Origin of the sequence: Bradyrhizobium sp. Bra78, from assembly GCF_024519855.1 — a bacterium.
In the GTDB taxonomy this organism is placed as follows: domain Bacteria; phylum Pseudomonadota; class Alphaproteobacteria; order Rhizobiales; family Xanthobacteraceae; genus Bradyrhizobium; species Bradyrhizobium japonicum_G.
Window position 1 is genome coordinate 67695 of sequence record NZ_JALJRE010000021.1, and the last position, 12605, is coordinate 80299.

Below are 12605 nucleotides of genomic sequence, written 5' to 3' on the forward strand. Positions count from 1 at the left end.
CCACCATGTGGCCCAACCGTCGACTGATTGATCTCTTCAAGACCGAATTCCCGATCGTGCTGGCGCCGATGGCCGGCGTGATGGATGCGGAACTGGTGATTGCCGTCGCGCAGGGCGGGGGGCTCGGCTCGCTGCCGAGCGCGATGCTGTCGCCGGAGAAGGCGCGGGAGCAGGTCAACATCATCCGCCAGCGCGTCTCCGCGCCGGTCAACATGAATTTCTTCTGCCACAAGCCGGTCGAGCTCACGGCCGAGGCGGAGGCCCGCTGGAAGCAGCGCCTCGCGAACTATTACCGGGAGCACGGTCTCGATCCTGCCGCACCCATCAATGCCGCGAACCGCGCCCCGTTCGACGCCGGCTTCTGCGAGGTGGTGGAGGAACTGAAGCCGGAGATCGTCAGTTTTCATTTCGGCCTGCCGGAGGACGCACTGCTCAAGCGGGTCAAGGCGGCCGGCTGTCTCGTCATCTCCTCGGCGACCACGGTGAAGGAAGCGGTCTGGCTCGAGCAGCACGGCGCTGATGCCATCATTGCGCAAGGCGCGGAGGCGGGCGGCCATCGCGGCATGTTCCTGACCGACAAGATCTCCGAACAGCCCGGCACCTTCGCGCTGGTGCCGCAGGTGGTCGACGCGGTGAAGGTGCCGGTGATCGCAGCCGGCGGCATCGCGGATGGCCGCGGCATCGCGGCGGCCTTCGCGCTCGGCGCGGCCGGCGTGCAGATCGGCAGCGCCTATCTGCGTTGTCCGGAATCCAAGGTCAGTGCAGCGGCCCGTGTGGCGCTGGCCGAGGGCCGGGACGATTCCACCGTCATCACCAACGTCATGACCGGGCGGCCGGCGCGCGGTGTCCAGAACCGCCTGATGCGCGAGGCCGGTCCGATTTCGCCGGATGCGCCGCCATTTCCCCATGCCGCAACGGCGCTGGGACCGCTGAAGGCTGCGGCCGAGAAGCAGGGCAGGGTCGATTTCACCAATCTCTGGGCCGGCCAGGCCATTGCCCTGGGCCGCGAGGTCCCGGCGGCCGAATTGACCCGGGATCTCGCCAAATCGGCGCTGGCCCGCATGAAAGCACTGGGTGGATAGGGCGCGATGAGGTCCGAGAGGATCTCATCGCTTTAGGTTATTGTTTGCGCATGATCTTTTCGGAGAACCGCTGCGCACTTTTCCGGATCATGCGCGCAGCGCCGGTTGCGGCGCAAAACCGGCCTCTGCTATACGGCACATGGGTTTTGCCGTGAGAGGCCTTATATAATGTCCGTCGACGCCGCTACCGTCCGCCGCATCGCGCATCTGGCGCGCATTGCGGTTTCCGAGGGCGAGGTTCCGCATCTGCAGGGCGAGCTCAACGCCATGCTCGCCTTTGTCGAGCAGCTCTCGGAGGTCAATGTCGAGGGCGTGGAGCCGATGACCTCGGTCACCCCGATGCAGATGAAGAAGCGGCAGGACGTGGTCAATGACGGCGAGATCGCCGACGATATCGTTGCCAACGCGCCCGCGACCGAGGGTCACTTCTTCCTGGTGCCGAAGGTCGTCGAGTAATCTGCATAGCGTTTTCGAGCGAAGTGGAAGCCGGTTCGCGTAAAGAAAACGCGTCAAACTAAATAGTCTTAGGACGCCGTCCGATGTGCATGCTTTGCGACGATGAGAAGGCCTATCAGGCCTACATGAACTATCTCGACAAGATGGAGCGGCAGGGCAAGGCTGCCGATCCCAACGTCGCCGTCAACGCCGTGCTCGACGAGATCGAGGCTGCTGCCAACGCCGCCGCCAAGAAAAAAGACGACCCGGCCAACGACAAGACCCTGTCTCCGTTCTTCTGCAGCCCGATCAATAAATGACCGATTTGACATCGCTGACGCTCGCCGAGGCCCGCAAGGGCCTCGCGGCCAAGACTTTCACGTCACTCGAGCTGACCGACGCGCATCTGAGCGCGATCGAGGCCGCGCGCGTGCTCAATGCCTTCGTGATGGAGACGCCGGATCGCGCGCGCGACATGGCGAAGGCGGTGGACGAGAAGATCGCCAAGGGGGAGGGCGGTCCGCTCGCCGGCATTCCGCTCGGCATCAAGGATTTGTTCGCGACCAAGGGCGTGCGCACCACGGCGTGCTCGAAGATCCTCGGCAATTTCGTGCCGACCTACGAGTCGACAGTGACCTCGCAGCTCTGGCGCGACGGCGCGGTGATGCTGGGCAAGCTCAACAATGACGAGTTCGCGATGGGCTCGGCGAACGAGACCTCGTGCTTCGGCCCCGTCGGGAATCCCTGGCGGCGTGCGGGAAGCAACACCACGCTGGTGCCGGGCGGCTCGTCCGGCGGCTCGGCCTCGGCCGTGGCGGCGCTGCTCTGCATGGGAGCGACCGCGACCGATACCGGCGGCTCGATCCGCCAGCCGGCGGCGTTCACCGCGACCGTCGGCATCAAGCCGACCTATGGCCGCTGCTCGCGCTGGGGCATCGTCGCCTTTGCCTCCTCGCTCGACCAGGCCGGTCCGATCGCGCGCAGCACGCGCGATGCCGCGATGCTGCTGCGCTCGATGGCGGGGCATGATCCGAAGGACACGACGTCGGTCGACATGCCCGTGCCGGACTATGAGGCCGCGATCGGCAGGTCCGTAAAGGGCATCAGGATCGGCATTCCCAAGGAGTATCGCCTCGACGGCATGCCGGCCGAGATCGAGAAGCTGTGGAGCGAGGGCGCCGCCTGGCTCAAGGCGGCGGGTGCCGAACTCGTCGAGGTCTCGCTGCCGCACACCAAGTACGCGCTGCCGGCCTATTACATCGTGGCGCCGGCGGAGGCCTCCTCCAACCTGGCGCGCTATGATGGCGTGCGCTACGGGCTGCGCGAGCAGGCCAAGAACATCATCGAGCTGTACGAGAACAGCCGCGCCGAAGGCTTTGGCGCAGAGGTGAAGCGCCGCGTCATGATCGGCACCTATGTGCTCTCGGCCGGCTATTACGACGCCTATTATCTGCGCGCCCAGAAGGTGCGCACGCTGATCAAGAAGGATTTCGAGGATTGCTTCGCCAAGGGTGTCGACGCGATCCTGACGCCGGCGACGCCGTCGGCGGCCTTCGGCATCGGCGAGAAGGGCGGTGCGGACCCTGTCGAGATGTATCTCAACGACATCTTCACGGTGACCGTGAACATGGCAGGCCTGCCGGGCATTGCAGTGCCCGCCGGCAAGGACGCGCAGGGCCTGCCGCTTGGCCTGCAATTGATCGGCCGTCCGTTCGACGAGGAGACGCTGTTCTCGCTCGGCGAGGTGATCGAGCAGGCGGCCGGCCGCTTTACGCCCGCGAGGTGGTGGTGAATGCGGCGGCGTTCATAGCCAGCCTTGAGGGCGCAGCGCCGGCGCCGGATCTCAGTGCGCCGCTCGCGGGCCTCTGGTGGGCCGCCAAGGGCGACTGGGAGCAGGCGCACAGGATCGTGCAGGACGACAGCAGCCGCGAGGCGGCCTGGGTGCATGCCTATCTGCACCGCGTCGAGGGCGACCTCGGCAATGCCGGCTACTGGTATCGTCAGGCGGGCCAGTCGGCGGCGAAGGATTCATTGGAAGCGGAGTGGGAGCGGATCGTTGCCACGCTGCTCGGGAGCAAGACATGAGTACGGCCACGCATAAGCTTCTGAAGGGTTCAACCGGCGACTGGGAGATGGTCATCGGCATGGAGATCCATGCCCAGGTGACGTCGAACTCAAAACTGTTCTCGGGCGCGTCCACCGCCTTCGGCGGCGAGCCCAACTCGCACGTGTCGCTGGTCGATGCCGCGATGCCGGGCATGCTGCCCGTCATCAACGAGGAATGCGTCAGGCAGGCTGTCACGACTGGCCTGGGCCTCAATGCGCAGATCAACCTCCGCTCGGTGTTCGACCGCAAGAACTATTTCTATCCGGACTCGCCGCAGGGCTACCAGATCAGCCAGTACAAGTCGCCGATCGTGGGCGAAGGCGAGGTCGCGGTCGAACTGGACGGCGGCAAGACCGCGACCATCGGGATCGAGCGGCTGCATCTGGAGCAGGACGCCGGCAAGTTGTTGCACGACCAATCTCCGACCATGTCCTATGTCGACCTCAACCGGTGTGGTGTGGCGCTGATGGAGATCGTCTCGAAACCGGACATCCGCGACGCCGAGCAGGCCAAGGCCTATGTGACCAAACTGCGTTCGATCCTGCGCTATCTCGGTACCTGCGACGGCGACATGGAGAAGGGGTCCTTGCGCGCCGACGTCAACGTCTCCGTGCGCAAGCCGGGCGCGCCGCTCGGCACCCGCTGCGAGATCAAGAACATGAACTCGATCACCTTCATCGGCCAGGCGATCGAGTACGAGGCGCGCCGCCAGATCGAGATCCTCGAGGACGGCGGCCAGATCGATCAGGAGACCCGGCTCTACGACCCCAACAAGGGCGAGACGCGCTCGATGCGGTCGAAGGAAGAGGCGCACGACTATCGCTACTTCCCCGATCCCGACCTGTTGCCGCTGGAGTTCACGCAAAGCTTCGTCGATGAGCTGAAAGCAAAACTGCCCGAGCTGCCGGACCAGAAGAAGACGCGCTTCGTCGCGGATCTCGGCCTGTCGGCCTATGATGCGAGCGTGCTGGTCGCCGAGCGCGAGAGCGCGGTGTTCTACGAGACCGTGCTGGAGAATCTCGCCAACCGCGCGCGCGACGGCAAGGTTGCCGCGAACTGGGTCATCAACGAGCTGTTCGGCCGTCTCAACAAGGAAGGCCGGGATATTACGGGCTCTCCGGTCAACGCCGAGCAGCTGGCTGCGATCATCGATCTGATCGGCGAGGGCACGATCTCCGGCAAGATCGCCAAGGATCTGTTCGAGATCGTCTGGCAGGAGGGCGGCGATCCTCGCGCGCTGGTCGAAAGCCGCGGCATGAAGCAGGTCACGGACCTCTCGGCGATCGAGAAGGTGGTCGACGACATCATTGCGGCCAATCCCGACAAGGCGGCGCAGGTCAAGGACAAGCCGCAGTCGCTCGGCTGGTTCGTCGGCCAGGTGATGAAGGCATCCGGCGGCAAGGCGAGCCCGCAGATCGTCAACGACCTGCTCAAGTCCAAGCTCGGCATCTGACGTCACGCGTGCGAACGAGGTGACGGACATGCATCGTCACCTCGCTCTCGGTTCGCGGTGCGACGCTCGCGCGCATGCTCGGCGGCAAACTTCATCCTGATCGACCGCGACCCCCGACCGAATCGCGGTCACGCGATTCGCGCAAAACGGCGACTTGCACACGCTCAGACGAGCGCCTCCGCCGTTAAGCATGAAAATATTTTCGTTGCCAAAAGTCGCGACTCAGAGTCCGCGAAGCGCCTTCGCGGGGCGATCGCGGGATTGGCGGCGCAGGTCATCGCGCTGATCGCGCGCGATGCATTCATGCAGAAAAATACTTGCTGCATAGTGTTTTCCTGCAATCGCATCTGCCGCAAACGTCGATGCTGCAAGCACTCCGTGCGATGGCTGCCGCACGTTACGCAGTGCGCCTGCATCGCGCTCGCCAAGCTCACGCGCGTTGCGTCGTCAACACTTCTTTAAGCGAGACGCTGTTTTTTTCGTTGTGTTGGTGTATTCGGGATGAGTGTGCATTCGATCCCCGACTGCATGCAGCGATTAAAGCCATCTCACACATCGGAGGGCAACATGGCCAAGAAAGCGAAGAAGGCGAAGAAGGCGAAGAGCGCAGTGAAGAAGACTGCGAAGAAGACCCGCAAGGTCGCGAAGAAGAAGAAGTAACTTCGACTTCTGAAGTTGCCGGCTGCTAGACAGCCGGCACGTCATCAGCGCCTCCTAAGGTTCTGGTCGACGATAGAGGGTGTCGGCGAGACATCAGGTCAACGGTCGGATCGCTTCACTTTCGCGGTCCGGCAGAAGAAACAAGTTTTCTTCGTTCGGTGCGGGGCCGGTTCTTCCGGTTCTGCAATTTCACGAGCGGCCTCGCGGTCAAAGTGGAATCTGGTCCTGACGTGTTCGCCGACGCCCTCGTTCTCTTGAGGCCGGGGTATTGCCGGCATTCCCCCTCGACATTGCTGATCTGATCGCGCTGAGGTGACCGCCTGCCTTGGACGTTTGCCTTGGCCGCCTGCCTTGGGGCAGGCGAGAGCTGCGGCCGGACCATTGCACGGCGTCATCGCCCGGGTTGACCAGGCCATCGGGCACGACGTTGCGGTCATTGAATGACAGGGCGAGGAGCGGGCACGACAGCGGCCGCTCCGACACATTGTAACCGCACGACACGCACCACCGCGCGCGATGGTTATCGATGTCCCAAGATCCCAGGGTAAACCGAATCTGAGGAATCCCGGAAGTGCCTGCAAATCAGGGACTTTTTGAATTCGGCGCGGGGGCGCCGCGCGCTCGCGTTTACCTCTGCTTCATCGCGATACTTAAACTGCCATTCAAATTTGCCCGCCATCATCGCCTCCAACAAGCCGGCAAACGGCATTGGCAAGAAGACTTGGGGACGAGTTGAACAGCGCACGATCCCGGAAGGGGTCATGCAAATCAGAGTTGGACGGGAGCCGCGCTCGGGGGACGAGGCGGCATAAGAAAAAAGGGGATGCGTTATGTTTCAGGGTACTTTCGATCTGGAGACGGCAACGCCGATCGACGCGGGCGCGCTGTCGGACGTGCTGTTCGAGCGCGGGATCTATTGGGCGAGCGGCCGCTCCGGCCTCGTCGATCTCGTCGCCGCGCATAAATGGTTCAACCTCGCCGCACTGAAGGGCCGCAAGGATGCCGTGACGCTGCGCCAGGAGGTTGCCGGGCAGATGTCGGACGCCGAGATCGCGGCGGCACAGCGCGAAGCGAGGGCGTGGGTTTCCGCCCACTGAGCGGTTCGCTTCGCCGTGGGGGAACCGAACCTTGACCGATCAGTGCGATCGCGCCGGGGGCGGACTCATGGTGAGGTTGGGACGGCAAACGAGGCCGGCGCTTCGCCGGCGCAATGCCGGCGCCACATTTCACTGAGGGCCTTTTCGATGTGCCGCGTCATGCGGACAGTATCGAAGAGAGGCCGAGTGGACCGATGCGCCGCCAGCTTGCTCTTGAGGGCGGTTCGAAGCTCGACATCGTGAGCGATCCGAAGCGCCAAAGCCTCATATTCGTCCAACGATCGCGTCACCAGCTCGGGAAGGCCGACGGCATTCAGGAGACTGGCGGCAACACGTCCCGCAAAGGCGGTGCCGAGGCAGGTGACGACCGGCAAGCCAGCCCATAGGGCGTCGCTGGCGGCGGTATGGGCGTTGTAGGGCAATGTGTCCAGGAACAGATCGGCAAGCTGGTGGCGCGCCAGGTGTTCCTCGGCAGGCACCGACGGGGCGAACACGATCCTCTCGGCGGCGATGCCGCGCGCGGCCGCTTCACGCCTCAGGTTCTCCGTGGCGATCGGGTCGCCATCAAGCAGCCAAAGGACGCTTTTGGGGGTCTTGGCAAGCAGCCTCATCCAGACATCGAACAGCAGGGGCGTGATCTTGGGCGTTCTGTTGAACGCGCAATAGACGAACGCATCATCCGCCAGTCCGACCTCGCTTCGGGCCGGCGCATTTGGCAGGAGCGGTCGCCTGGCGTCGGTCGCCTGATAGCTGTCGGGGAGATAGATCACCTTCTCGGTGTAATGCTGCTGCTCTGCTTCGGGAATGACGATCCGGTCCGCCATGATGTAGTCGATATACGAGGCGCCCATCGTGCCGGGGAAGCCGAGATAGCTGACCTGGATGGGAGCCGGCCGGCGCGCAAGGATTTTCGGGCGCGCACCGGCGGTGAAGCCTCCCAGATCGACGAGGATCTCAATGTCGAGCTTGCGTGTCAGCTCGACCACGTCCTCGTCGGCAAGGTGGCTGACATCTTCAAAGCGTTCGAATGCTGCCTTCAGGCGGTTGCGCATCTCGCTGCGGTCATCCGGTCCGTAGGAGATGGCGCTGATGTCGAAGCGCGCGCGGTCGTGCGCCTCGAAAACTCCGGCCATCAGATTCGCGGTCGCGTGATTACGGAAATCGGCAGACATGTACGCAACGCGCAGCCGGGAAGCCGGCGACGGCGTTCTGGGTCTCGCGGCACCTCGATCCGGGGCCACGTTGGCGACATATGTCTTCGCACAGGTCAATTGGCCTGCAGGAGATGATGAGGCATGAAAGAAGGTGAAAGGGTCGATCAGCGCGCCGGCTTCGAGGATCTCGTCCAGCGCGGCCTGTTCACGCTCGAAACTGCGCCAATCGGCACGCTTCCGCCTGGAAGCAACGAGCTTGCTCAGCGCGAACGGGAAGGCCTTGTCCAGCGCGACCGTTCTTTCGAGCGCCCCGATTGCTTCGTCGTCTCGGCCCATTCGGGTAAGGACCTCAGACAACGCGAAATGGTTCTGTGGATCCGACGGTGCAAGCGCGGCGGCGCGTTGGTAGCTGTCATGCGCTTCGTCAAGTTGGCCAAGCTGCTGGAACGCACTGCCTCGGTTTGCGAATGCTGCGCTCGATGGCGCGATCGCAATGGCGCGATCAAATTCCGCGATGGCGGCGTGAAGCTCCTGCCGTGCCATCAGGATCGCTCCGCGATTGAGATGCGCATCGGCGAAGTTCGGCGACAGGGCAATCGCTTTCGCGAGCCAGGCGAGCGCATCGTCAGTCTTGTCCAATGCCCGCAAAACGTTGGCATAGTTGAAGAGAACCTGCGGATTGCCGGGCTCGACGCGGGCCGCCTTCTTGAGCAATGGCTCGGCGTCCACGAAATTGCCGCGCTGGGCGTGCAACAGCCCAAGCATGTGGAGCGCGATGGGATGCGTTCTGCTTGCCCTCAGGATGCTCGCGTAGGCCCGTTCCGCATCCGACAGATTGCCCGAACGGTGCGCCGCAATGGCCTGATCCAGAATAGCCGACGGATGGAGCGAGGAGGGGGCCGAAGCTCCCTTGTTGCGGCGTTGCTGCGACATGTGATTGGGTTTCTGGACCCAGATGAGGGGTCTGTGCTTCGGCGAACTGGTGCAAAAAACTCTAGTCGCCTTTGCTGGCTAGAACAACGGCCGCGCCGCTCGCGCTTCGAGGCACCAAACGACCGCGCTTGTGCCGAGATGTCGCGCACGAAAATATCGATGCCGGTCTGAGGCGACGGCACCCTGCTGTGCGGGCGCGGCGACGGCCGGCGCTCGGGACGTCGGCCAGCCCTGACCCGCCCCTGGCTTCCATCGCTGTCAAAGCTCTCATGTGCAAAGAAACTACCGGTCTTAATTCTGCCGCTTGCGGCTCGCCGCGGGGTCGGGCATACCCGGCGGAGCCGGAGACGTGGCCGAGTGGCTGAAGGCGGCGGTTTGCTAAACCGTTATAGGCTTGTAAAGGCCTATCGAGGGTTCGAATCCCTCCGTCTCCGCCAGATTTATCCGATTGAAATCGCAGATATTTTCCGCAGGCGACCCGCGCGCTCGGCTGCCGGGATTGGGCGAAGGCCAGGGATCACCGGCCTCATCCTCCCGCATGGTCCGGGGCGTCCGGTTTGCTGCTCGCGAATCGACGCAAGGACGCCCTGCAAGGTCGTCAAATCCGGCTCTGCTGAGATCGTCCCAGCCCGCTGGATCACGTTCTCTGCGGCCTTCGCCCGATGAGAACATGGCGCCGGGCATATGTTCAACCGGGCAAGCGTAGGGTACTTCACCGATCCTGCGCTCGACTTGGCGGATATCCGCATGGTTTTGGTGCTGAGCGCGACATCGGTCCATTGGACCTGACCGGACGCGGTGAAAGAGGTCTGTTCCCGTCGATGAAGAACATCGCAGCAATCTTCAATGAGGCGCTCGCGGCCCTGAATGCACGCGATCTCGCGCAGGCCGAAGAGGGCTTCAGGCGCGTCATCAAGTCCGAGCCGTCGCATGTTCCGGCGCTGAACCTGCTGACGATCGCTCTCATGAACACGAACCGGTTCGCCGAGGCCGAGCCGTTCATCGCGCGGGCGGTCAAGCTCAATCAGGGATCCGATGTTTCCTTCTACAATTACGGCCTGATCGCGAAGCAGCTCAACAAGCCCGCACTGGCGCACGAGCAATTCACCAGGGCCCTGCGGCTCAATCCCAATGTGCGCGAGAGCTGGAACAACCGTGGCGCGGTTTGCAATGACCTCGGCCAATACGAAGCGGCGATATCCGACTTCGATCGATCGATCGGATTGGATCGAAACTATCCCGACCCCCATGCGAACAAGGGCAAGTCGCTGCTCGAACTCGGGCGCTACCAGGACGCTTTGGCGGCCTACGACCGCGCGCTTTCCTTGAGGCCGGATTTGCCGGAAGCCTGGCTAGGCCGCGGCACCGTGCTGGCCCGGCTCAGGCGCCGCACGGAGGCTCTTGCCGCCTTTGAGAGGGTTCTCTCGATCCGGACAGACCTGCTGGAGGCCTGGATTGGCAGGGGTCATGTTCTGTATGAGCTCAGGCGCCACGAGGACGCCTTCGCATCCTACGACCGCGCACTCGCCATCGCCCCGCAGGCGGCGGCCGCCTGGCTCGGCCGGGGCAACGCCCTCGCCGATCTCAAGCGCCATGACGAAGCGCTCGCAGCCTACGACAAGGCACTTTCGATCAAGCCGGACTCCTCTGAAGCCATGATTGGTCGCGGCAACGTCTTCCTCGGCCTCAGGCGCCACGACGATGCGCTCGCAATCTATGACGCGGCGCTCTCGGGCAGGGCAGGTTCGGCCGAGGCCTGGCTCGGCCGCGGCAACGTCTTTCTCGATCTGCGGCGCCATGACGAGGCGCTCGCTGCCTACGACAGGGCGCTCTCCATCGCTCCGGACCTTGCCGAAGCGTGGCTGGGGCGAGGCAACGTCTTTGCTGACATCAAGCGCTACGGGGAGGCGCTCGAGGGCTACGACAAGGCGCTGTCCCTCAGGTCCGATTTGGCGGAAGCCTGGTTCGGGCGAGGGAATATCTTCGCCGATCTTCGCCGCCACGACGATGCGTTCGCAGCCTTCGACAGGGCGCTATCGCTGAATCGCGAACTGCCCGGCGTGGAGGGCGCGCGGCTCTACTCGAAGCTGAATTGCTGCGACTGGACCGACATCGAGAGCGAAAAGGCGCGCTTGATTGAATCCATTCGCGCGGGCGAGGGCGCATGTCAGCCGTTTGCGCTTCTCTCGATCGCCGCATCGGCCGAGGACCAACGACGAAGCGCCGATTTCTGGATCGAAAGAATGCTTGGTCTTGCCGTGCGCAAATCGGATGACGTCGTCCCCGCCGAGGCCGACAAGATCCGCATCGGGTACTTGTCGGCGGATTTTCGCACCCACCCGGTGAGCTATCTGTCCGCAGGACTTTTCGAAGCCCACGATCGCACCAGATTTGAAACGCATGGATTCTCGATCGGCCCGACCGATGACAGCGATTTGCGTGCACGATTGGAGAGGAGCTTCGTCCACTTTACCGATCTCCACGGGCAGAGCGATGACGAAATCGTCAGCTGCATCAAGACGGCCAAGATCGACATCCTCGTGGATCTGATGGGGCACACGCTTGGAGCGCGGCTCGGCGTTCTCGCGCAGCGGCCAGCTCCCATCCTGGTCAACTATCTCGGCTTCGCCGGCACGGTCGGCGGGGGATTGCTGGACTATGTGATCGCCGACGAGAGGGTCATTCCAGCCGACGACCGCAAGCATTTTTCGGAAAAGGTTGTCTGGCTGCCGCATTGCTTCATGCCCCACGATGCCGAGGGACGTGCGATGTCGCATGTCGGGCTCGACAGGCGAGAGCAGGGACTGCCGGCCGAGGGCTTTGTCTTCTGCGGCTTCAACAACGCCTACAAGCTCAATCCGGCAACGTTTCGGAGCTGGATGCGCATTCTGAAGGAGGTCCAGGGCTCCGTTATCTGGCTTTCCGATCTGCAGGATGTCGCGAAATCCAATTTGCGGAGAGCGGCCGAGGCAAGCGGCGTTGATCCCCAGCGCCTGGTCTTTGCGACACGCGTTGCCTCGACGGCGGATCATCTGGCGAGGCATGGCCTGGCCGACCTGTTCATGGACGCGCTGCCATACAACGCTCACACCACGGCCAGCGACGCTCTCTGGGCCGGCCTGCCAGTGTTGACGCTGGCCGGAGAAGCCTTTGCGGGACGGGTGGCGGCCAGCCTGCTGCAGGCACTGGGACTTGCCGAACTGATCACGCATTCTCGTGATGAATATGAAGAGCGCGCGATCGCATTGGCTCTCGATCGTGAGAGGCTTCGGGGCATCCGGGAAAGGCTGGAACAGCAACGTCTCACGGCACCGCTGTTCGATACGCCTCTGCTTGCCCGAAACCTGGAAGACGCGTTCGAGGTCATGGTTCGGCGGTGTCGCGCCGGATTGCCGCCGGATCACATCGAGATTTCTCCGGTGTCATCCGTTTGATGCGGGAGCCGCGAGCATCCGGTTCACGCACGAATGTTCCACGCGATGCTCGGGTGCCTGCCCGGTCCTTGTTGCAAGGAGGGGCCTCCAGATTCGACGCGGATTCGTTCGCACGATTCGAGGAGACGGAAGGCGGAACGGCGCCCATTGGCCCCGGCGCCCAAACCGCGGATTTTTGAAGGCAAATGGAACCGTCTGAAACTTGTTATATTTATCAAATAGTTACGAGGGCGCTCTGATCACAACTGCG

At 63.3% G+C, this 12605-nt stretch carries 9 protein-coding genes and 1 tRNA gene; 9 read left to right on the forward strand and 1 reads right to left on the reverse strand.

From position 1 onward, the window contains the following. The first annotated feature begins 5 nt into the window (after positions 1-5). The 7 genes from OC450_RS32395 (at position 6) to OC450_RS32425 (ending at position 6834) form a co-directional block, all read left to right on the forward strand. The gene (locus OC450_RS32395; RefSeq protein ID WP_211385885.1) at positions 6-1082 is read left to right on the forward strand and encodes an NAD(P)H-dependent flavin oxidoreductase; all 1077 of its coding nucleotides are present in this window, start codon (positions 6-8) and stop codon (positions 1080-1082) included. 168 nt (positions 1083-1250) lie between these two features. After that, positions 1251-1538: an Asp-tRNA(Asn)/Glu-tRNA(Gln) amidotransferase subunit GatC gene (gene gatC, locus OC450_RS32400; protein WP_007611211.1), complete on the forward strand. Its 288-nt coding sequence runs from the start codon at positions 1251-1253 to the stop codon at positions 1536-1538. Positions 1539-1621: 83 nt separating this feature from the next. Then, positions 1622-1837: a hypothetical protein gene (locus OC450_RS32405; protein WP_014494728.1), complete on the forward strand. Its 216-nt coding sequence runs from the start codon at positions 1622-1624 to the stop codon at positions 1835-1837. Beyond that, complete coding sequence (gene gatA, locus OC450_RS32410) at positions 1834-3309, forward strand: Asp-tRNA(Asn)/Glu-tRNA(Gln) amidotransferase subunit GatA (RefSeq protein WP_211385886.1); 1476 nt, start codon at positions 1834-1836, stop codon at positions 3307-3309. The genes OC450_RS32405 and gatA overlap by 4 nt, the downstream gene beginning before the upstream one ends. Next, complete coding sequence (locus OC450_RS32415; RefSeq protein WP_211385887.1) at positions 3300-3602, forward strand: hypothetical protein; 303 nt, start codon at positions 3300-3302, stop codon at positions 3600-3602. Before gatA ends, OC450_RS32415 begins: the two co-directional genes overlap by 10 nt. Continuing rightward, the gene (gene gatB / locus OC450_RS32420; RefSeq protein WP_211385888.1) at positions 3599-5077 is read left to right on the forward strand and encodes an Asp-tRNA(Asn)/Glu-tRNA(Gln) amidotransferase subunit GatB; all 1479 of its coding nucleotides are present in this window, start codon (positions 3599-3601) and stop codon (positions 5075-5077) included. The genes OC450_RS32415 and gatB overlap by 4 nt, the downstream gene beginning before the upstream one ends. Positions 5078-6567: 1490 nt before the next feature. Then, on the forward strand, positions 6568-6834 hold the full coding sequence (locus OC450_RS32425; protein ID WP_211385889.1) for a hypothetical protein: 267 nt from the start codon (positions 6568-6570) through the stop codon (positions 6832-6834). A gap of 65 nt (positions 6835-6899) precedes the next feature. On the opposite strand, the gene OC450_RS32430 is transcribed toward OC450_RS32425, so the two are convergent. Next, positions 6900-8921, reverse strand: coding sequence for a tetratricopeptide repeat protein (locus OC450_RS32430; protein WP_262049369.1), 2022 nt, complete (start codon positions 8919-8921; stop codon positions 6900-6902). 343 nt (positions 8922-9264) lie between these two features. Between OC450_RS32430 and OC450_RS32435 the strand changes: the two genes are divergently transcribed. After that, a tRNA-Ser gene (locus tag OC450_RS32435) sits at positions 9265-9358 on the forward strand. Positions 9359-9742: 384 nt separating this feature from the next. Then, entirely contained in the window at positions 9743-12355 is a 2613-nt protein-coding gene (locus OC450_RS32445; protein ID WP_410050530.1) for a tetratricopeptide repeat protein, read from the forward strand. Positions 12356-12605 lie beyond the last annotated feature (250 nt).